The following is a 20,308-nucleotide window of genomic DNA, read 5'->3' as shown; positions in this document are numbered from 1 at the left end:
ATACTGCGGGTCGTGTCGCCGGGGGCGGGGTTTGGGGGAAGTTCCCGTGGGCACGAGGGCTACAGATCCTTAAGTTTTTGTATAGAACAAAGGATTATTCTATCCTGACTGCTCACCCTGGACGGATTTTTCCCTGGGGGCGATCGCCTTTTTTCTAGATTTACAGGCGGAGTTTTGGTACTTAAATCTCGAAAAGTCCGAGAGGCGCGTCTACTTCCAGGCGATTTTCTACCAGATCAACGACGGGGACAATGGCCTTCACGAAGGGGACAAGGTGCTTTTTCTGGTTGGCATCGGTGACTTCGAGGACGTCCTGGGCCGCCGTGTAGAGATCGCTGACAATCCCTAGTTTTGCTTGGGTGTTGTAATCAAATACCTCAAGGCCAATCAGGTCGCTGACATGGTATTCGTCGGCTTCAAGTTCGGGGCGATCGCCTGCCCGCACCAGAACTTTGGCACCTCGGATATTTTCTGCTTGGGTGCGGTCTTGGATATGTTCAAATTTCACGACAAATAAATTTTTGCCAGGGATTTGTCGGCCCCGTTCGAGTTCTACCGACTGGGGGTCTTGGTTGGGTAATTGTAACCACCGTTGACCGGGCACTTCGAAGCGTTCGGGAAAATCAGTGCTGGGATTAATCCGCACTTCTCCTTTAAGACCCTGGGCGGCCACCACCTGGCCAATGATGATCCAATCCTGTTCTGCCATGTTGCGCCTCGATGCCTTTTTTTAGAGCAATGTGAAAAATGTGGGTTAAAAACTCAGGCTTCTTACTTTATCGGATTTTTCTGACGGAACGCGCCCTTTACAATACTTATAAGTTTTACTTGGAATCTGGCCCTTAGCTATGACTGACACAAATTCTGGACAAAATAAACTCAAAGGTCTCGTAATTGGTTTGGTGGCGATCGCCTTGGCGGTATCCCTCGCCCTGGGGATCAAATTCCAGCCCCCTGCCGCTACCCTCGAAGCCCAGGCCGCCGAAGCTGTGCCCCTCACCGTCGCCCTCGACAATGGTCGCCCGACTTTGATGGAATTTTATGCGGATTGGTGTACCAGTTGTCAGGCCATGGCCCCGGATCTCCGCCAAATCAAACAAACCTACGGCGATCGCCTCAATTTTGTGATGCTTAATGTCGATAACGGCAAATGGCTCCCGGAAGTGCTGAAATACCGCGTTGATGGCATTCCCCACTTTGTTTTCCTCAATGAAACTGGTGAGGCGATCGCCGAAACCATTGGCGAACAACCCCGCAGTATTTTAGAAGCCGACCTCAATGCCCTCCTCGCCCACAACGACTTACCCTACACCTACGACCAAGGCCAAGTTTCTAAACTCGATCGCCCCAATCAACAACCCCGCCAGAGTGATCCCCGTAGCCACGGCGCCCAGGTTAAGTCCTAGGTTTGGGGCGAAAAACTTGCCTCACAAATTTTCCCAGAAAGGTTGGCTATAATTGAAGCCAATTTTGAGGCCCTGGCCCGTTCGCGCTGGTGCCTCAGATTTTTTAAAATACCCTAGGTTTCAGGTTACGCCCTGTTTCAGTAAAGTACCTATGAATATTAAGTCTCTCCTCACCACCATCACTTGCTTGTCAGTCGGCTGTCTCGCCCCCAAAGCAGCCCTTGCCCACGCCATTGAAACGAACTTCCAAGTGCGCTTCGACAATTTCGAGCTCCAAAGCACCTTTGGCGATGGCGAAGTTTTCCCCAATGCTCCCGTTACGGTTTATTCCCCTGACAATCCTGACCAGCCGATCATGATTGGCCGCACCGATGAAAACGGGAAATTTAGCTTCAAAGCCGACACCACCAAGGCCGGGGATTGGGCCGTGGAAATTGGTTCCGCCGACGATAGTCACTGGGATCGCCTCATTGTGCCCGTCCAAGCAGAGGGGATCGACGCCAACGCCATTAGCGAACTGCCCCAACCAGAACACAGCCATGATTACTTTGCCTATTCGTTCCTAGCGGGGATCGTCGGCTTGGGCCTTGTCTTTGGGATGCGCCAAAACCAAGACCGCGCTTAAACACAAATTATTTTTTACAAATTTACAAATTAAGGCTCACTGCCCCTTGACGGAGAATGCGCCAGCCGGAGCCTGTCCACTGGGCCACCGTCGAGGGCTGTCCACTGCCAATTTTGCCCGTTTGTTCCTGGGTTGTGCAATCGAGCACCGGGATTTCGGGAAATTCTTTGGCGATCGCCCCCATCCATTCGAGGGGATCATTGCCGGAACGGTTGGCGCTGGTGGTGGCAAGGGGGCCTGTTTCTCGCAAAATCCCTTGGGCTAAGGCCAAATCGGGGACACGCACGCCAATGGTACCGGAATTGGTCGGATTCATCGCCGCCGAAACCTTTTCAGAAGCAGGTAGGACAAGGGTCAATGCCCCTGGCCAATATTCTTGGGCGATCGCCTGCCATTGTGCTTTTTCTGTCTCACTACCCACCACATAGTCCCAAATCTCCGGCAGGGAAGCCGTCATCAGGATCAGCGGTTTATCGGGCGATCGCCGTTTCAATTGATAGATTAGGGGGGCGGCGTCGGGTTGTGCCGCGAGGGCAGGCACGGTATCCGTGGGGAAGCTCACCACTTGGCCATTATTTGCCTGGTCAACTAGGGCAGCAGCAGTAACGAGGGGCATTAATTATTGGGTTTGTTTGAGATGGTCAAATACACTTTTATCACCAATATCATCGGCGGGCTTTTGTGTAAATTTTCGGGCCGCAAAAATGATGAATAAAACGCTCCACAGACTGAACCCAATTTGGGCAACTTCTAGAGGTAAAAGCTGGGTTAGATGACCGAGTAACAGGAATGGCACCAAAGGCGTCAGAAGCATTGTTTCCAAACGCCGAAAACAAAAACCCTCCTTAAAGAAAATTCCCGTTAAGGCGGCAAAAAGAAAGCCAATGCCCCAGAGGGTTTGGGGTTTTTCTAAAACCGTGACGAATAGCGGTTCTGGAAAAATGAGACCGAAGGCGATCACCGCGCCACAGCCCACAAGCCAAAAGCCCTGGAGCAGTCGGTGTAGAGGAATGAGATAAATATGAATCTTTGCCAAACTGAGACCCAGACCACCACAAAAGGCGACGAATAGTCCAGAAATTAATCCCTGCGTCCAACCCTGATCGCCTAAAGCAATAGCTAAAACAGTACCAAAGCTAAAGGCACCAGCGGCGATCGCCAACCCCAGACGATAAAGAAAAACTTCCTGGCGATCGGCAGCGGTGATCGTAAATTCGCCGTAGTAACCGGCGTAAACTTCCGGGGTTTGGGGTGATAAAGAGGCATCAGACATCGTTATTTCCAGTCATCCATTTCCAAAACAGCTACGTTTATCGTAAACCAGTCAATCAAACATTTTTTATCGTGGCTAGAGGATAATGGTTATCTCGTCACCGATGGCCAGGGTGTTTATAAGGTAGCTGAGAATGGCGATATTATTCCCACCCTTGTACGCCTAGATATTCGTAATGAACAGACCACCGAAACCTTTACCCAGGGTTTTAATGATGAGCCGTTAGGGGAAGGGTTAGAGGCGATCGCCCAGCGTTATTCCAATAGCCTCGTTCTGGTTTCCGGCAGTGTCACCATTGATTTCCCTGATGAGTTACCCAGTTCCTTACCCCCAGAGGTTCAGGTTTATGGCACCAGGGTCAATCTCACCTATGCTGACTTGAATCAGGCGCTCTCAACTCTCCAAGACCAGTGAGCGATCGGTCAGCTTGATTTTAAGATTTTTAGCCCAGCACCCAGATGGAATAAATTAGGAAAGAGTTAGTTTAAAACCAAACTGTGCGGCGAAGCGTCTGCATGAGCGCCTTATTATGCGTTTATTCTTCAATAAGACACCGCACATTCGCATAAATATTCATCATCATCTCCATGCGACTTTTGCTGTAGTTTAATACTCTATGAGATTTTGGGCATATTTATGAAAGCATTGGTGGCGATATGCCGTCCCAAATAGCCATTTCAGGAATGCTCTCTCTATATGCCTAACTTCGTAACTTTAATTGCCCTCCAGGCCATTTTCTTTTTCTTTGGGTTCATGTCCCATATCTTCAGTACCTCGACTTTAGCACCATGCATTTCTGGGACAACCAAATAAGGTGCGACAAAAGTGTTGCCAACAAAGCCAAAGCCTTTCGGATGAATTTTGAGCTCTCCAACTTCGGTTTCAACACCAGGAAGGTTTATGGGAGCGGCTGGAGCAGCTTCTAACACATCTGTACTATCAGAAGCGTCGGCATATGTAACTGAAATCCAATCACCAACCGAAGGGAGCTTTTTGGTGGCATAAATACCTTTCCTGACAGCTATTCGTAATCTTTCGGAGAGATAGACATTAAAGCCCTTTCCAGATTTATGTATTGAGGCCACAACGCCAGTTTCAGTGGTGGTTTCATCGTATAAAAGATTGTTTGCTTGTGCCCCTGTGGCACTCAAGAATTGATCGAGATTAATTGAATCAGTGGCAGAGGCATTAAACCATGGCTGTGCCATCAATGCCTCATACTCAGACTTCCGCGTCCAGGCTTCAACGGAATAGATTTCAGCAATAGAGCATAAGAGCGCAGAGGCTTTGTCAAACTCACCTTGGCTCGCAAGCAAAGACGCCAAGCCGCCGCGCATCTTGGTGGAAAACTTAGCTTCTCGGCATTCACCTAAACCTTTTGCAAAACAAGCAACAGCTTTAGACGGGTTCGAATCGATATAAGTGGCGGCCAGTGCGCCCCACGCCCAAGACTCCGATACTTTGGTTCGCACAATTGGTAGCACGAGGTCTCTGGCGGCCTCATAGTTCCTGGTAGCAATCAAACACTTAGCGTAATCATAGTGAAGCCAGGTTTTGTCATGATCTTTGGCCTTACTCTCGGCCATATCCAAAAATGATACAGCATTTTTCGGGCTAGTAAAGCGATAGCGAGTAAGATAAAGCTGTAATCTACCCAATCAAAATTTGCAGTGCGACCCTACTCTGTTGATTTACGCCAAAAAATTATTGACACCTATCTCGAAGGCAAACTATCACAGCGCCAAATTGCTGAGCAATTCCGGGTTGCCTACAGTTTCGTGCGTAAACTAACTAAGCAATATCGTGAAACAGGAGATATTCAACCCAAGCAGCGCCTCAAACAAACCCCCACTAAACTCAATGAGACTCAACTCATCACCCTGCAACAGCTAGTAAAGCAGCATAATGATGCAACCTTAGCCGAACTCTGTGACCTTCTCGAAGAAACCGTTGGCGTCAGGATTAGTGTGACCACAATGTTTCGGATGCTCCAAAAACTCAAGATAACCCTCAAAAAAAACACTGCATCCCGATGAGAAAGAAACAGAACGAGTACAGCAGCAACGATATGAATTTTGGCAACTGGTGCGGGAGATTTTAGTAAAAGACTTGATCTTTATTGATGAATCAGGGGTTGATTTAGCGCTGACTCGATTACGGGGTCGAGCACCCAGGGGAAAACGTGCCCATGGGAAACGTCCCAGCAAAAGGGGGAAACGAGTATCCATGATTAGTGCCATTAGTCTTGAGAAGGTACTGACCAATGTAAATCTACTGGGCAGTAGTGATGGTCTCACTTTTGAAGCTTTCATACATCGCCAGTTAGTACCTCAGTTATGGCAAGGAGCCTGTGTGATTATGGACAACTGCTCTATCCACAAGGGGAAAGCCATTAGGGACTGTATTGAAGCAGTTGGTGCAAGACTGATATTTCTTCCTCCATACTCGCCAGACTTTTCACCGATTGAGAATTGTTTCTCCAAAGTCAAAAGTATTTTACGTTCGTGGGGAGCCCGTACTTATCCAGAGCTCGCACAAGGGATTGAGGCCGCCTTCTCACAAGTATCAAGCCAAGACTTGCAGAATTGGTTTACCCATTGTTGCTACTCCGCCTCATAAGACCGAAAAACGCTGTATAAGGATATCAAAATCAATATCCCACTCTTTCCGATAAGTCAGCCATCCCTTTGCTGCCGCTCGTGCCTGCTTTATCACTTGGCTTGGGCTTTCGTGCTTCTCTCCCTGATAGGGTGTGAAATCATCAGGCCAGACAAATAGGTTCTTATAGTGGTTGAGTACAAATTTAACAAGGGCCTCATAGTGTTCACCATTTTCCTTGAAAAGGTTGAAGAAACGGAAATTGAGCTCTTCACAAGGAATGGGTAAATCAAGCTTTTCGATGCAAGAAATCCAGCTCGCAATATGCTGTTGTTCTTGTTGAGTTGGAGCTTTATTTTTTCTATTAGCAATGTGTTCTTGGATCGCTTTTATGCCGTCGTAGCACGCCCAAAATAGGCTCCTTTTTAAAAAAAGATTATCTGGCTCATCTTGCAAAGCAGGGTATCCGATATTCCATGCATCTACCGGTTTGCCACTGTGCCTAAGTTCTTTGATAGTTTGAAATATAGTCATTTTTTTATAGCGAGTCGATAAGCTCCCGAACAGCATCAATAAGTTTTTCGTCACTGGCTTGCAAGGGGCTGATCGAGCTAGCTAATCCTGTCTTTTTTAAATTGATCTCTAATTTGATCATGCCATGGCTGTGGCTAAAATCCACTTGTGCTAGATAGGCACTTTTTTCTTTTACGCTAACTCTGCTGAAACCGGCTGACATAAGAAGAGAATCTAACTCTTGGACAGCCTCCTTTACGCTCCAGTTGTCAAAACAAAAGGTATCATCGCCATAAATATAATCTTCCAGTTTACGAAGCTCAGCTTGGTCAATGTCTTTGGCATCCCAGTTGATAGCCTTCGAAACTGTGAAATCCTTCGTGTAATAAATTTTCGCCTCGACAGTTTGATCCTGAGCATTCACGAATGTGTAACACTCTTGGTATTGATGATGTACAGGAGGAGGCTTTATTTCCCAGCCGGAACCCTCCAGGCGATCATTAATCGTCAGAAACAGTGCAATCAGTTCAGGCTTTTCCTTTGCTTCGGTTAGCTCCCTAACAAGCTGTAACTTTGCTTCTCTGTCATTCGGTTGTCGATCTCGGTTGTAGCGGAGCGGTTTGTCAAAATCAAAAGGGCCAATTTTGCACTTGGGGTTTGCCTTGAAACTGCACTTCGTTAGCGGGTTCAGATCGGGGTATTTTTCTAGTGAAAGCTTTGTAGAGGAACAGGCCACAGCGGTATAGAGATAACGAAAGTATCCGTCATTATCATGCGACTTGCTGTCTGAACTTGGACTTCGTTCAGCGTTAAGAATGACATGACTCCATTTACGCCCTTGTGCCTTGTGTACCGTCATCGCGTAAGCAAAACGGATTCGTGCGGCATTAAAATAGCCACTACTCATCATGTGATGATCGACCGACTGGTCAAAGAGTTTTTTCTTGGCCTTGTATGTTGATTTATCTGCCTCGTTTTCTGATTCCTTCAATTGAGCAAGCTCATCTTTCAGATCACCTAGCTCTCTCTCCGCCTGCTGGCGGGCGATGATGCTCATTGCAATGAGTTGATCCGGAGAGAGTTTTGGCTCTTCGGCGATCAAATAGTCTGGCAGATAACGGACTTTTACCGAACCTAAACCAGGCACCTTGCACCGCATCAGATTGAAGCGCAGGTCAGTTGGTTTGTCCCGCCCTTTTAACTGTACAGGGTGAACCTCTTCCTGGTCATCAACCCATTCCACAACGCCGATCTCACCGGCATTAACGTAAGATACCTCTTGCCCGTTCAATCCAAACGAATCATAGCTATCCATCACTACTGGTGTGCGATTATGGAAATCGACCCAATCACCGACCTCAAGACCGGGTACCCCATGAGGTCGCAACTCTTTCTTGACCGCCAAATTAATACTATGCGCGTCTTTGTTCAGGGCACAAAGATAGACTGAGTGAGGACATCCAGTAGAAAGCTTGTTCAGGATATCGATCTCTTTGTCGATCTCTCTGACCTGCTTACCGTCTGGGTTTGGAAGGCGGTTATAGTGTTTACGCTTTAAGTGGTTCGCTAAATCGAACTGGAAATTGAGCAGTCCTTGCTGCTCTGGATCGGGGCATAGCTGTTCATCGACAACTACCTGGACTGATTTAAGCTTCTTTTCCTCAAAAAGATGGCTATGGATAAAGCTGAGTTCGAGCTTGTCCCGTGAAAATTGGTATGGATCACCAACAAGCACCATTTTAGGTGGCGTATCGCCTACAGCCTCTAGCAAGTCATCAACTAGGTAACCCGTTCCAAAACGTGTAGTTTCAGTAGCGAAAAGACCATTAGCCAAGAGATGAGCCTCGACAAATATGAGACACTTTCCATCAACATCCTGCGGAGTGAGCTTTACCTCATGTACACTCACATCTGCGCCAGATCCGATTTTCTCAAGCCGGTCTGGCTGACTGCTGTAGAGATAAGCGTAAACGGAGTGACACTTTTCAAAACCCTGCAACCGATAACGCTGAGCGATCCGTTCGTTGGGCATCAACAGGATCGGCGTCAGTCCATGTTGCTCTACTTGTCGAATGACTTCTGCTAGTACAGCCTTTTTACCCGTGTTCACCATACCAGTGATTACCAGCGCGGTGGAATCATCCTCTAACCATTTATCAGTTCCTGCCAAAACTTGTTTTTGACCTTCCGTCCAATGGAATGAGGACAATTTACTTTTTATAGGTTTCATAGGTTCTGCTGCGGTTAAAGTTGGATTTCTTAAAAGCCTTGAAGGTCATGGTGCGTCTTTGCTCATCCACTCATTATCACTCAGTCTTTCTCCTTACATTAGCGCAGATTTACACTACAGAGTGACAATTAAGTGACAGATGGACTATTTGCAGACTCCTGAATATCATCCAGCTCAATTCGTGAGGGTTTCCTAACGATCGCCGCCGCTTTTTCCATGGTTTTCAGCGTCACCGAGGTATTTTCAGGATCAAGTAATCTCTGCAAAGAAGCACGGCTTGTCTTCATCGAGGCTGCCATCTGAGAACGACTTAACTCTTGTCGTTCCATTTCCTGACTTAGTTGCCAAGCCAATACCCGCTTGAGAGCTAAAGCATTAACCTCAGCCAGAATGCCATCTTCTTCCAATAGGTCATCCAAGGAAGAACCGATATGCTGATTGTTTGTCATTTTGTTGCCTCCAGATTACCCACATCGACTATTGCATCTTTTTTGATACACTCTGCGACCAATTATCCTCCCTTGGGGGAGGTGGCTGAAAGCCGGAGAGGGTATTTTTTGTCTTACACCAGAAAATGATGCTAAATTTTGCCGCACAAAAACTAAAGCTCAGTGAACCCGTCCGCTACCTGTTCTCAGTGATAGTGATTTTTATGAGTTTCGGTGCCTTTCTGTTGCCCCTCGGTTCCATCGCCCAACAGCAACAGGATGACGAGCTGGAGGTCACTGAAGAAATCGGCAATAGCCCGAGTCGCTATACGTTCAAGGTCAAGCTCACTGAACTGGACGACCTCAAGGTGAAAGAAGGAGATACCGTGGCAATTAACCAGGTCATTGCTGATCGCCCCCAGGATCGAGATCGCCTTCTGGTAGAAAAACAGCGATTAGAATTGGCGATCGCCCGCCTCGAAACCCTTAAAGTCATCCCACCTTTGGCCCCCGTGCCGTTCCCATGACCCCAGAACTGCCTCCTGTGAGTTACCGTTTCAAATTATTTAGCTCTGCTTGGAGGGATTCCACTTCCCGCCGGAGCCGTTCCGCTTCGTCCATGGCGTCGGTGTTTTCAGGTTCGTCATCGTCAAGGATTTCAATGCGGCGCGGCTCTTTGGTCTCGCTGTTGGAGCTTGTTGTCGTTTCTGGGCTTTGGGGTACCCGCTGTTGGGCCTGCTTGACCATTTCATTGACAAATTTTTTGGCCTCCTCGGCGTTCATTTCCCCTTTTTGCACCATCTCATCGGCGATGACCTGGGCTTGTTCGCGCAAATCATGGATCGTTGCCCCTGCTTTTTCGGCAGCGAGGGAGGCAGCCCCGACCCCAAGGTAAAAAGCTTTTTGTACTAAATCACTGAAGCCTGCCATAGTCTAAAATCCTGTGTCATCAAGCGTGCTGTTTTAAGCATAGTCGATAAATTTGAGGCTTGGGCTGGGGGCGATCACCTGTCCCTACAGAAAGAAGTCATATTCCGGAGCATCCTTTGGGGAGAAATAGCGAAACGTTGATCTTCTTGCAAGGAATCGGTTACAAACAGTAACAACAAGCAGTACATCTTTGAGGAAAAACCCTTGCCCCATTCCATTGTGACTGACGTTTGCGAAGGCATCGCGGATTGTGTCGAAGCTTGCCCTGTGGCTTGTATCCATGATGGCCCCGGTAAAAATGCCAAAGGTACCGATTGGTACTGGATTGACTTTGATGTGTGCATTGATTGCGGCATTTGTATTCAGGTTTGTCCTGTCGAAGGGGCGATTATCCCAGAAGAAAATGCCACGTTACAGCGTACTCCCTAACTTGTGGGACTTGATCTAGATCGTTTTGATAGGTGACAAATCCCCGCAGCAGGGGATTTTTATTAGCTGTATTAAATCTCTATTACCTTGAGCCAAGAGTCTTGATAAAGCTTTGAATGTCAGCGGCGTTTAACCCATTGAGGTGAATGGTTTGTTGGGGTTGGCGAAAATGGCGGGGCAGCGATCGCCGATAGGTGGGGTCATAATGCGCTTCGAGGATTGCCTCCACAAACTCTGGCCATTGTTGAGCATCGATTAAGTTGTACCAGGCTTGGATTTTGCCCTTGCCATATTTGGGTACGAGGTGACTGAGCAATTGTTTCAGGGTCGCTGGATGTTCGATGAGGTGGGGATATTCCGCGATGAGTAACTTAACCCGTTCGGCCATCGGTAAAACCACTTCTACCACAGGCGATCGCCGCATATTTTCCCAGAGGGGTTTCGGTACATGGATTTTGCCAATGGTCTTACTTTCTGACTCCACCCAAATCGGTCGCCTGGGATCAAAGGCTTGGAGCTGGGCCACCAGTTGCGACTCAAACCACTTTTGCGCAGGCTGTTGCTGGGGCGTTTCTTGCCACATTTGTCCCAACAGAGATCCCCGGTGGGCAGCGAGGGCTTCTAAATCTAAAACCTGAAACTGTTCTGCCTGTAATGCCTGGAGTAATTTGGTTTTGGCGCTGCCCGTATAGCCGCAGAGTACCCGCAAAGACAGGGTCGTTCCGAGATGGGCAAGGGCTTGGCGCACATACTGACGATAGGTTTTATAGCCCCCGGTCAAGAGGGTTGTTTGCCAACCGATTTGGCTGAGTACCGTCGCGAAACTGTGGGAACGCTGGCCACCGCGCCAACAGTAAATGAGGGGGTGAAATTCCTTGGGTTTTTCTAAAAAATGCGTTTCTAAATAATGGCCAATATTTTTAGACACGAGGGCGGCCCCAATTTTACGGGCTTCAAAGGGCGATCGCTGGGTGTAGATGGTGCCCACCAAGGCCCGCTCTTCGTTATTTAATACCGGAAAGTTGACGGCACCGGGAATATGATCTTCGGCAAATTCCGCTGGCGATCGCACATCGATAATGTCTGTGTAGGGTTGAAAATTCTGATCCCAAGGATTTGTCGTGCTGTGAATCGGAGGAGCCATCGCCACCTAACTTTACGTTGTGAATCAAGCCTTCACCATAACAAAAAGACAGCCACGGGGCTGCCTTGGGGGTTTAGGTTTTAGCACAAGTCTAGGGAGATCTAGAACAGAGGAGACAGAGGCGCGCTAAAGAAGATTGCGGCGAGGGCAAAGGCGACACCACCGGCTAACAACACATTGTTATAGAACCAACCAATTTCTTTTTCTTGGCCAAAGAGGTTTTCTTCTTGACCCGCCGAGAAGAAGAGAGACCAAGCTTGGGTCGCGGAAATGGTGGCGTTGCTGAAGTCTTTACGGAAAATAACGGGGGTGAAGAGATTTTCGGGTTTGTAATTAAAGTTGGTAACCATAAAATTGCCTGTTTTGTTTGTCTACATTAACAATCTTAACATAAGTTTACGAAATATTGCAAATTGTTACAAAAGCATTGACTTTTGCCTGAGTACTCAAAAATTAATTTCCCAACCAGTTGGGTTCAAGGTAATTACACACAGAACAGGGCTGGAGGGCATCGAGGATTTGTTGACCATAGGCGCGGTGGTTGATGCGGTTGTCGAGAATGGCGATCACACTTTGCTCTTGGTGGAGGGGATAGGTGGCCCGTTGCATTTCCTGGAGGGCTGTGGGGAGTAGGTACAGGCGAAACCAATCTTGGCGTTTTTGTTTGTATTGGGCGACGCGGGCTGCCACTAGGGGATTTTCTAGGGACGGGAGAGGGAGGGTGGCGATCGCCATTAGTTGAGGTAACGGGAAGCCCACGGATTGACCATAGAACAAGGGATCCGTAAGCCGTCGCCAAAAAGCCCAACCACAGATCAAAATGCTATCGGCCTGGGGATTTGCTGTTTCGACCTTAACCCGCGACCCAAACTCAGCGGCGAGGGCCGCCCCCATCTGTGCCTGGAGGGGCACGTCGTTAATCAATAAAACAATGGGACGCTTCTGGTGAGGGTGGCGGCGAATTAGATGGCGCAGTTGGTGCAACAGTTCCCCTTGGAATTCTGGGGTATTGGGTAAGGGAAGGCGCTGTTCTGGCAGATAAACGCGCACTTGATCCTGTTGACGGGGGGGCGCAAAGTCTACGCAAGTAAGCTGGTCTGGGTTGAGGCCAATTTGTGTACAAAAGCTGGGGGCTTCTCGTTGGGGTTCGAGAAAGCTTCCAATCAATAAAGTCGGCTGCCGTTGCCAGAGGGGTGCAAGGCTTTGGTTAAGGGTCTGGGGAGCTACTTGGAGAGAAAATCGGCCGTCCCGTTGGTGGAGGTGCGCCCAACAAAGGGGGGACTGGTGACGGTGTTGCCAGGTAGCCGCAAAGGTACGCCAAGCTGCGGGGAGGTGGGGGAGTTGAAAACAGGTGGCCAAACGGCGTTGATTGTCTGGGTCGAGGGGATAGCAATGGTAGGGATTCGGCGATCGCCGCAGTAGTTGTGCCTTTAATTGGTCATATTGGCCCTGAATAAAATCCTGCTGGCCGGGGTTTTGTTGCTTGAGCATTTCCCAGTCGGCAAGTTGCAGTTGGCAACGGTAAAAATCTTGGGCCCACTGCCATAGCTCATCGACGGGATTAAGAATCGTTGTCACGGGGGCCGGGGGGCGATCGCCAGTCATTCTTCCAAACCATTGGGAAGGGGTTAAAAGCGTAATGGCGCTGGGCTGGGTTTGGTCTCCGGTTTCAAGGATGGAAATGGGGCGCTCGGTTCCCAGTAAACGCTGTAGGCGAGGGATTTCCTCTGCCTGGAGCCAAGTTAACAATAGCTGGGGAACAACGATGGTGACAGGCTCCGAACTCAAGAGAGCAGGGGTCAGATAGCTGAGGGCATAGTCTTCGATACCCGTTCTGGTTTGAATCAGAGCAGAGCGACCTAAGCGTAATCCCCGCGCCACTAACCGGGCCAGGGTTAAATGGTGGGGCCAGGGGCTAATATTTTGCTCACGGGCGATCGCCACCAGGATTTGGTGTACCTGTGCTTCCATCATGGCGTCACTTTTCCCATTAACACAACGACCCAGAATTTCCTAAGCAAGAATTGATCCCCCCGCAAAAACGCTTTCTAGCCTATCAGAACCCTATTGCAGCGGTAGTGATGGGTCTGGTATATCCATGGATATGGATCAAAAAACCCACTTACGACAAACCTTTAAACAACGGCGGCGATCGCTGCTTGAATCAACTTGGCAACAGGCCAATGCCGCCATCTGTCAACAGCTCCAGGACAGCCTGCTCTGGCAAAATTCCACAACAGTTTTGGGCTACCTATCCCACCACCGCGAGCCCTGTTTACAAGCCTTACTGAGTGCTCCTAAAACCTGGGGATTACCCCGTTGTGTCGGGGTCGATCTCGCTTGGCACCATTACCAAATGGGCGATCGCCTGATACCGGGCAAATTTGGCATCCGCGAACCGGAAGCCACGGCTCCTTTAATTGATCTGACAACCATTGATCTAGTGCTAGTACCAGCCCTTGCTTGTAGTCAAACGGGCGATCGCCTCGGCTACGGCGCTGGATTTTATGATCGATTTTTTGCCACCCTACCCCAACCCGTCATCACAGTGGGCATTGTGTTTGAATGTTGCTTTGTGCCAACCCTGCCCAACGATCCCTGGGACGTGCCCTTAGACTATGTTTGTACAGAAAAACGACTGATTAAAATTGCCCAGGAGCTTTCCCAATGACCAGCGTCATCCTCAAATCTTTGCTGTATTTTGTGCTGGCAGGGCTGTTTGAAATTGGTGGCGGTTATCTCGTCTGGCTCTGGCTTAGGGAAGGAAAAAGTTTACCCGTCGCCCTTTTGGGCTGGCTACTGCTGATGGTTTACGGCGTGATTCCGACCCTGCAACCGGCTCACTTTGGTCGGGTCTATGCGGCTTACAGCGGTATTTTTATTGTCTTGTCTTTGCTGTGGGGCTGGCGTATCGACCAAGTTCGTCCCGATAACTACGATTGGCTGGGCTGTAGTTTGGCGATCGCCGGGGTTTTGGTCATGATGTATGCTCCCCGCAGTTAAATAAACGCTGTTAAGGTTTTTCACCCCTGACTTTTGCGAACCCATTAAAAAGCCCCCCAACCAGCTAGGGATTGAGGAGCCAAGTGCTAGGCGATCGCCAAATGATTAGTTAGCGGTTTCTTCGCCTTCAGCAGGTGCTTCTTCAGTCGCTTCACCTTCAGCGGGAACTTCTTCTTCAGTTACTTCACCGTCAACGGGAGCTTCTTCGGTAACTTCACCTTCAGCGGGAACTTCTTCCGTGGTGGTTTCATCGGTGGGTGCAGTGGTCTCAGGGCCGCAAGCACCTAAGAAGCCAAGGCTCATAACAGAGGCGATCGCCACCAAGAGAAAACGTTTGATGTACATAATATAAATACTCCTTAATCTAAATTAAGACCAAGTTAAAACAGCTACTAATTATAGCGACGGAAAATTGTCCTTGAGTAGTCGTCAAGTCAAGAACCATAAAGGTTTGAACAAAAATAAAGCCGATCATCAGAAAGGCTAATCAAAACACTATTGCTTTTCTGGTTTTTTCCGCCTAAAGGATCATGATCTTTTGAACTAACCTAAGCTAAAGCTTTAACAAATGTTTTGGTGAATTGAATCCGAGTTTTTGCTATTAATTCTCAACAACAACTATTGATAAGTAAAACTACTTATTTCCACCAGCCCCGAAGCCCAGAAATTAAGATCAAGAGCCAGTGCTGTTTCGGGTTTTGCAAAAAATGTTAATGGCTCTGGGTAAAATGATGCGAGTCTCTCAAATTGTCTCTGATATTACCAATATTTTGATCGTGAATTTAAAGGGAACCTCGAAATTTTCAAAAAATGGATAGGCTTTGAGAAAAACTATCAGTCACAGCATAAAAGCAAAAATATTTGCTCATATGATGTTGTCAATTCACCCTATTTGCCTCCATTTTTTTTGATTTTAGGCACAAGATTGCTGCAAGTAGACGTACCGTCGGAAGTTGTAGGCTAAGTTCTTCAGGGCAATTTGTGTCTCAATACGAGCATGACCAATCACCCTTTCCATCTTGCCCCCCATAGAGGTCACAAAAGTACCAAAGATATGCTCCACTCTCGAACGGACATGAGAGCGTTCTTTATTTCTGGCTTTTTGTGTCTCACTTAGGGGATGATTACGGTTCCCCTTCTCATGAATATGACTGTCCATACCCATCAGTGCTAATACTCTTTCCCGTACTTGGATTTGGTAAGCACTGTCTGCCCAGATGCCATCCCCTCTATTACTGCCATCCAAGACTGCCGCAAACATTTGACTGTCATGCACTGAAGCTGCTGTCACTGCATATTTTCTGATGAGTTTATATTTCACATCGACATTGATGTGGTTCTTGTAGCCAAAGTGATTCTCCTGATTTTTCTTTGTCCAGCGAGCATCACAATCCTTCTGTCGCTTTTTCCTGGGCTTATCTTTCCAGTCTTCGGGAATTTTGCCTGATTTCACTACTTCATTCTCTTCCCGACGATTGCGCTGTCTCGGTACTGGGATGAGTGTTGCATCAATTATTTGTCCTTCTTCTGCTTGATATCCTTGTTTTTGCAAATAGCCTTCAAATTTCTCAAACAGTGCTGCCGCTAGCTTTTGCTCTACTAGCTTTTGTCTAAATAGCCAGACTGTTGTCGCATCTGGTACTTTATCTTCGATGCCCAAACCGACAAACTTCATGAATGATAGCCTGTCATTGACTTGATATTCTAGAGCTTCATCACTAATACCGTAGAGCCTTTGCAGTATCAGCAATTTGAACATTCGTACGGGATCTATTGCTTTCCTGCCCGCCTTACTTTTTCTCTCTTTTGGTTGAACCTGATTGAGAATCTCTCTAAATTCTTCCCAAGGAATCCATTCATTGAGCTTGACGAGGATATCTTGTTTCTCCTCCAAATACTGATGTCGTTTTTCCCAATCCCAGAATCCTAATTGACTCATCTTGAGACACTGCTTTGGCGATACTTTGGTATCTATGATCTCATATTCTTGCTTCGCTTCAAGCTATTTTTCGAGATCCCCTAAAGAGAATGATGGGTGTTCCAATGCAGCTATTTTCACCAAGGCGATGCTACATTCTAAATAATGACCATGGTTTTCTTAAAATAGAAATTCGAGAAAAATGATTGGATTATTATTGGGACTAAGTGCTTTCTTTTTGGTTACAACCTATGTCACAACTCAATTTGCTGTGATTTATGGCTACTGGGGGTTCAACTTCCTCGTTCAATTTAGTCAACAAGTCATATTTTGGGTCGGGGTTCTCTTCGTGGTTTGGTGCTTTGCAGAAGATTAACCTTAAACTCACGATTACATTTTATTTAACTACCTCCTTTATCCTGGGCGAAGTTTCAATAATTTCTTAACCAAAATTATCTTTTTCAGCAATTATTATTGGCCCAACGTTTGACTTGTGTAAGCCCATGGACGCTGCGGAAAAAATTTGCCATTCTTTCCTCCGGGGTCAGGTAATTCCCCGCTATTCCCAGGATATTTGGCAGGTGGAACGGGGCGTGTTGCAGCTCCGGAGCCATACCCCCGAAGGAACGGTGACGGTATTGGGTTGGCTGCAAAAGGGCAGTTTTTGGGGATCATTTATGACCAAACTGGAAGGGATTGAAGCGATCGCCCTTGTGGATAGTCGTCTGGTGCGCCACTCCGCCAAAGCCGTAAAACAGTCTCCCAGCCTCCAGCAGGAATTACTCCAACAAACCCTCCAGCGCCTCCGTCAAGCCGAATATCTCTTGGCGATCGCCGGTCTCAAACGCATTGAAGACCGCTTAATTTCTTTGCTGCTGCTCCTCAAGGACGAAATGGGCAAATCAGAGGCAACCATCACCCGACTCCGTTACCGTTTCACGCACCAGCACCTCGCCGATACTATTGGGACGACCCGCGTCACTGTCACCCGACTTTTTAAGGAATTTCAACAGCAAGGCTGGCTAAAAATTGATGGCGATCGCCACATTTTGTTATTAGATAATCCCCAAGGCGATCGTCTCCCCCTGCCTCGACTCTAGCGACTTACTCTAACCTGAACATTGTTGACGCCACATCACATCACCAATTTCTCCGCCTCCCGTGCGGGAACCACCCTCCACATTGAAGTAATGATCATAGGAGCCAAACCCTGAGATTACCGCATACTCTGATTTCACGTCCCCATAGGTCGGCATTAAACGAGCATCAAAAAAGTAAATGGGAAAGCTAGGGGGATCTGTCGGCGTTGTACTGTTTTGCAAAATGAGATTAGCTCTGGGATAGCCCACCGAAATCGAATATTCAAAGCGAGCCACCTCTCCCCGCTGCTGATGGTTAATAACGCCAATGTAGGGAACAGTCACAAAGCCTTGGGCTGGCTCAAAGCGCAATGACACTTGGGGATTGCCAATGGCTTGAAAGGTCACATTGCCGTTGCGACAAGCTTGGGCATTGTTACCCAGTTGAAGCGTATCCCCAGGCTCAGGGTTAAACAAATCAGGCCGATTACCAGGAGGTACACGCACCGGTTCCGGTGATGCCGCCACAGATCCAATGGCGCCAATGGCATCAATATCTGGGCCACCGTAGGGACTACCACTCGTTCGCCAGTCGGGATAATCACGTAAGCGCACGAAGCGATATTGGGCATCAGTCGGCAAATCATTAAACCTCGCTAAATCCACAGAACGGGTAGCGCCTTGAATACGCCCCAACTCGTACCATTGCTGTCCATCTGTAGAAACCGCCACGTTGGTGGCCTCTACCGCTGGCCCCACTTCAAAAATGTAAAGATCTGGCCCTGGCACGTCCACCAGGCGATTATTGACAAACTCCACAATCAACGCAGAAGAATTCATTTCATCTGAGGCATTACCGAGGGAGACGTGGTTACCATCTGGAATGCCTAGGACGCGGGAGCCGTCACGATATTCACCACTGACATTGGTGGCCCCGTTGTATTCCAAGCTCACGACTCGATCTGCAAAGGAGCTGGCCCCCTGGGGAAAATCAATCCCTTGGTAAACTTCGGCTTTCACGGAAACGGCGAGGGGAAGGCTCAAAAATAAGGCACTGCTGAGGCAGATCTTGACAGATGATGGTATCAAACTTTGGTTTTTGGTTGGGACATCCATGGTGGCAATAAGACGGGCACACTACTTCAGTATAGTGAAATAATTCGCCACTACCATCCGCCAAAACTCAGAAAATAACAATAGTAATAGTTAGCGGTATTTTTGCTGTTGTTGAAATATTTTTTGTGGTCAAAGGAGACAAATTTCAATTAAACAGTATTAATCGCTAAGAACTGGAAATTTAATACTTAATTGGCCGTCGATTTGCTTAGAAATACGGGGGATCAATAGGTAATGTCAGTTTCAATGGTCACCTCTAGGGTCTCTTCATCGACCGTAATAAACAGGCGGTTCGGCTGACAACAGACTTGACAATCTTCGATATAACTTTGGGAAAAACCACCACTGAGATCCACAAAAGTAATGCTTTCTTCGCCGCAATAGGCACAAAAATAGTTCGCTGTATTTTCCATAATGAATTGCCCGCTTAGTTTGTTTTTCTGTCACTAAATGTTTCTCAATATTTTCTGGGGGAGCACCTCAAGTTTTATGAAGGCTAAGGGAGGGGATTTCGTCTCCTAAGACACAATAAAAGTAGTTAGATACTGTATATGGGACGTAGGAAAGATGGTCATGTTTCAGCAGCGATCGCCAAAGACAGGATTAGCAGAGAACTGCGCGGCAGACCAGCCCCGGGACCGAATTTTAAAGGCGGCACTACAGTTATTCGCCCAAAAGGGATACGAAAAAACAACAACGAAGGAATTAGCCGCCAAGGCCCAGGTGGCAGAGGGAACTTTGTTCCGTCACTTTAGCAACAAAAAAACCATCCTTGTGGAAGTGGCGACCCTCGGCTGGATGGATCTCCTCACGGATTTTTTAACGGAAATGAGTGAGATGGGCAGCTACAAGGCGATCGCCCAGGTGATGCGCCACCGGATGCTGAATATGCACAAAAATAAAAATCTGCTCAAGGTTTGTTTCATTGAAACCCAAGCCCACCCAGAACTCCAGGAAAAAATCCAGGCAGAAGTGATCGATAAAATGACTGGGATTGCAGAGGCGTTTTTCGAGTCGGCCATGGAAAAGGGCATTTACCGAAAAATGAACCCCCACATTGTCGCCCAGGTCTTTTTGGGGATGTTTGCGATCGCCGGCTTTTCTGACGTGACCATCGCTGACCCCCACGCCACCCCAGAGTCACTCCGGGAAATGGCAGAAGGCATCGCCGACATTTTTCTCCATGGTGTTTTGGCCTAGTCACGCAATAAAGGTTGAAAGCCAGCTTGGAGAAAATGCTTATCATAAGCAAGTGCTTCACTAATTGAGCGTTCTTTCATAATTATGAAGGATACACAATCAGTGTGACTCCAATCCTTATCTTTTCTCTGTTCATAAAGCTCCAAACCTTGTTCAAATTGCTCGCTGGACTGATTGATAATCTCTACGTTGGGATTTTTGCGTAGTTCCCTCGTAAGTGACAAGGCAAGTTTTCGGAAATGTTCGCCTCTCTTAGAAAAGTCATTGAGCACTTCTATGAGAACGGCTTCACTCGTGACAATATAAACAGGGTGTAATTTTTTCGAGAGTTCAACAGCTTTTTCATGCAGGTCATCATGGGGATTTAGTAACGCAACCCAATATCCAGTATCAGCAAAAACGATTCTCACTAACTA

25 protein-coding genes are annotated in these 20,308 nt (G+C 47.7%); 9 read left to right on the top strand and 16 right to left on the bottom strand.

The genetic code is table 11. From position 1 onward, the window contains the following. Positions 1 to 181: 181 nt before the first annotated feature. Complete coding sequence (gene rimM / locus FEK30_RS10400) at positions 182 to 709, bottom strand: ribosome maturation factor RimM (RefSeq protein WP_138073145.1); 528 nt, start codon at positions 707 to 709, stop codon at positions 182 to 184. A gap of 139 nt (positions 710 to 848) precedes the next feature. On the opposite strand from rimM, the gene FEK30_RS10395 reads away from it, so the two are divergent. Both FEK30_RS10395 and FEK30_RS10390 read left to right on the top strand, forming a co-directional pair. Then, positions 849 to 1,406 carry a thioredoxin family protein gene (locus tag FEK30_RS10395; protein WP_138073144.1) on the top strand — a complete coding sequence of 186 codons (558 nt, stop codon included), beginning with the start codon at positions 849 to 851 and terminating at the stop codon, positions 1,404 to 1,406. 151 nt (positions 1,407 to 1,557) lie between these two features. Next, on the top strand, positions 1,558 to 2,031 hold the full coding sequence (locus FEK30_RS10390) for a DUF4198 domain-containing protein (RefSeq protein ID WP_138073143.1): 474 nt from the start codon (positions 1,558 to 1,560) through the stop codon (positions 2,029 to 2,031). 22 nt (positions 2,032 to 2,053) lie between these two features. Here the strand turns inward: FEK30_RS10390 and FEK30_RS10385 are convergent, their stop codons facing one another. From FEK30_RS10385 to FEK30_RS10375, 3 genes are all read right to left on the bottom strand, one after another. Continuing rightward, the gene (locus FEK30_RS10385) at positions 2,054 to 2,647 is read right to left on the bottom strand and encodes an L-threonylcarbamoyladenylate synthase (RefSeq protein WP_138073142.1); all 594 of its coding nucleotides are present in this window, start codon (positions 2,645 to 2,647) and stop codon (positions 2,054 to 2,056) included. 3 nt (positions 2,648 to 2,650) lie between these two features. Further along, positions 2,651 to 3,304, bottom strand: a complete 654-nt coding sequence (locus FEK30_RS10380; protein ID WP_138073141.1) for a DUF2301 domain-containing membrane protein — start codon at positions 3,302 to 3,304, stop codon at positions 2,651 to 2,653. Between the two features lie 692 nt (positions 3,305 to 3,996). Further along, positions 3,997 to 4,962 (bottom strand): tetratricopeptide repeat protein, encoded by a 966-nt coding sequence (locus FEK30_RS10375; protein ID WP_168191143.1) that lies wholly within the window; start codon positions 4,960 to 4,962, stop codon positions 3,997 to 3,999. A 12-nt stretch (positions 4,963 to 4,974) separates the two neighbouring features. Here FEK30_RS10375 and FEK30_RS10370 point away from each other — a divergent pair. After that, a protein-coding gene (locus tag FEK30_RS10370) for an IS630 family transposase (RefSeq protein ID WP_138071064.1) occupies positions 4,975 to 5,923 on the top strand; the annotation gives its coding sequence in 2 pieces (ribosomal slippage) (positions 4,975 to 5,315 and positions 5,314 to 5,923; 951 coding nt in all). Here the strand turns inward: FEK30_RS10370 and FEK30_RS10365 are convergent. The 3 genes from FEK30_RS10365 to FEK30_RS10355 form a co-directional block, all read right to left on the bottom strand. Then, positions 5,918 to 6,436, bottom strand: coding sequence for a hypothetical protein (locus FEK30_RS10365; RefSeq protein WP_138073139.1), 519 nt, complete (start codon positions 6,434 to 6,436; stop codon positions 5,918 to 5,920). The genes FEK30_RS10370 and FEK30_RS10365 overlap by 6 nt on opposite strands. Positions 6,437 to 6,440: 4 nt before the next feature. Next, entirely contained in the window at positions 6,441 to 8,645 is a 2,205-nt protein-coding gene (locus tag FEK30_RS10360) for an ATP-binding domain-containing protein (protein ID WP_138073138.1), read from the bottom strand. 128 nt (positions 8,646 to 8,773) lie between these two features. After that, positions 8,774 to 9,094 (bottom strand): XRE family transcriptional regulator, encoded by a 321-nt coding sequence (locus tag FEK30_RS10355; protein WP_138073137.1) that lies wholly within the window; start codon positions 9,092 to 9,094, stop codon positions 8,774 to 8,776. Positions 9,095 to 9,219: 125 nt separating this feature from the next. Here FEK30_RS10355 and FEK30_RS10350 point away from each other — a divergent pair, with 125 nt between their 5' ends. Further along, positions 9,220 to 9,600: a hypothetical protein gene (locus FEK30_RS10350; protein WP_138073136.1), complete on the top strand. Its 381-nt coding sequence runs from the start codon at positions 9,220 to 9,222 to the stop codon at positions 9,598 to 9,600. Positions 9,601 to 9,622: 22 nt separating this feature from the next. Here the strand turns inward: FEK30_RS10350 and FEK30_RS10345 are convergent, their stop codons facing one another. Beyond that, positions 9,623 to 10,003, bottom strand: a complete 381-nt coding sequence (locus FEK30_RS10345) for a phasin family protein (protein ID WP_012306861.1) — start codon at positions 10,001 to 10,003, stop codon at positions 9,623 to 9,625. A 204-nt stretch (positions 10,004 to 10,207) separates the two neighbouring features. On the opposite strand from FEK30_RS10345, the gene FEK30_RS10340 reads away from it, so the two are divergent. Continuing rightward, positions 10,208 to 10,432, top strand: coding sequence for a ferredoxin family protein (locus tag FEK30_RS10340; protein ID WP_012306860.1), 225 nt, complete (start codon positions 10,208 to 10,210; stop codon positions 10,430 to 10,432). Positions 10,433 to 10,514: 82 nt separating this feature from the next. Here the strand turns inward: FEK30_RS10340 and mnmH are convergent, their stop codons facing one another. From mnmH to FEK30_RS10325, 3 genes are all read right to left on the bottom strand, one after another. Continuing rightward, a complete protein-coding gene (gene mnmH, locus FEK30_RS10335; RefSeq protein WP_138073789.1) occupies positions 10,515 to 11,576 on the bottom strand; it encodes a tRNA 2-selenouridine(34) synthase MnmH in 1,062 nt (353 codons plus the stop codon). A gap of 101 nt (positions 11,577 to 11,677) precedes the next feature. Beyond that, positions 11,678 to 11,926 carry a hypothetical protein gene (locus FEK30_RS10330; protein WP_012306858.1) on the bottom strand — a complete coding sequence of 83 codons (249 nt, stop codon included), beginning with the start codon at positions 11,924 to 11,926 and terminating at the stop codon, positions 11,678 to 11,680. A gap of 103 nt (positions 11,927 to 12,029) precedes the next feature. Next, positions 12,030 to 13,550: an ATP-dependent DNA helicase gene (locus FEK30_RS10325; RefSeq protein ID WP_065710524.1), complete on the bottom strand. Its 1,521-nt coding sequence runs from the start codon at positions 13,548 to 13,550 to the stop codon at positions 12,030 to 12,032. A 124-nt stretch (positions 13,551 to 13,674) separates the two neighbouring features. Between FEK30_RS10325 and FEK30_RS10320 the strand changes: the two genes are divergently transcribed. Further along, positions 13,675 to 14,247: a 5-formyltetrahydrofolate cyclo-ligase gene (locus tag FEK30_RS10320; protein ID WP_232321515.1), complete on the top strand. Its 573-nt coding sequence runs from the start codon at positions 13,675 to 13,677 to the stop codon at positions 14,245 to 14,247. After that, positions 14,244 to 14,579: a YnfA family protein gene (locus FEK30_RS10315; RefSeq protein ID WP_138073135.1), complete on the top strand. Its 336-nt coding sequence runs from the start codon at positions 14,244 to 14,246 to the stop codon at positions 14,577 to 14,579. The genes FEK30_RS10320 and FEK30_RS10315 overlap by 4 nt, the downstream gene beginning before the upstream one ends. 105 nt (positions 14,580 to 14,684) lie before the next feature. Here the strand turns inward: FEK30_RS10315 and FEK30_RS10310 are convergent, their stop codons facing one another. After that, positions 14,685 to 14,924 (bottom strand): hypothetical protein, encoded by a 240-nt coding sequence (locus tag FEK30_RS10310; RefSeq protein ID WP_030006316.1) that lies wholly within the window; start codon positions 14,922 to 14,924, stop codon positions 14,685 to 14,687. 568 nt (positions 14,925 to 15,492) lie between these two features. Next, positions 15,493 to 16,518 (bottom strand): IS5 family transposase, encoded by a 1,026-nt coding sequence (locus tag FEK30_RS10305; protein WP_138071033.1) that lies wholly within the window; start codon positions 16,516 to 16,518, stop codon positions 15,493 to 15,495. A 482-nt stretch (positions 16,519 to 17,000) separates the two neighbouring features. Here FEK30_RS10305 and FEK30_RS10300 point away from each other — a divergent pair, with 482 nt between their 5' ends. Then, entirely contained in the window at positions 17,001 to 17,597 is a 597-nt protein-coding gene (locus FEK30_RS10300; protein WP_065710522.1) for a Crp/Fnr family transcriptional regulator, read from the top strand. Positions 17,598 to 17,606: 9 nt separating this feature from the next. On the opposite strand, the gene FEK30_RS10295 is transcribed toward FEK30_RS10300, so the two are convergent. Beyond that, positions 17,607 to 18,692: a hypothetical protein gene (locus tag FEK30_RS10295; protein ID WP_138073134.1), complete on the bottom strand. Its 1,086-nt coding sequence runs from the start codon at positions 18,690 to 18,692 to the stop codon at positions 17,607 to 17,609. Between the two features lie 224 nt (positions 18,693 to 18,916). After that, on the bottom strand, positions 18,917 to 19,105 hold the full coding sequence (locus FEK30_RS10290; protein ID WP_012306851.1) for a CPXCG motif-containing cysteine-rich protein: 189 nt from the start codon (positions 19,103 to 19,105) through the stop codon (positions 18,917 to 18,919). 160 nt (positions 19,106 to 19,265) lie between these two features. On the opposite strand from FEK30_RS10290, the gene FEK30_RS10285 reads away from it, so the two are divergent. Beyond that, the gene (locus FEK30_RS10285) at positions 19,266 to 19,892 is read left to right on the top strand and encodes a TetR/AcrR family transcriptional regulator (RefSeq protein WP_012306850.1); all 627 of its coding nucleotides are present in this window, start codon (positions 19,266 to 19,268) and stop codon (positions 19,890 to 19,892) included. Here FEK30_RS10285 and FEK30_RS10280 read toward each other — a convergent pair. After that, entirely contained in the window at positions 19,889 to 20,302 is a 414-nt protein-coding gene (locus FEK30_RS10280) for a type II toxin-antitoxin system VapC family toxin (protein WP_062433590.1), read from the bottom strand. The two genes, FEK30_RS10285 and FEK30_RS10280, sit on opposite strands and share 4 nt — an antisense overlap. Positions 20,303 to 20,308: the final 6 nt, after the last annotated feature.

This window comes from Picosynechococcus sp. PCC 11901, assembly GCF_005577135.1.
GTDB lineage: Bacteria > Cyanobacteriota > Cyanobacteriia > Cyanobacteriales > MRBY01 > MRBY01.
The sequence above is the reverse complement of the archived record's forward strand: the minus strand, read 5'-3'. Positions and strand labels throughout refer to the sequence as shown.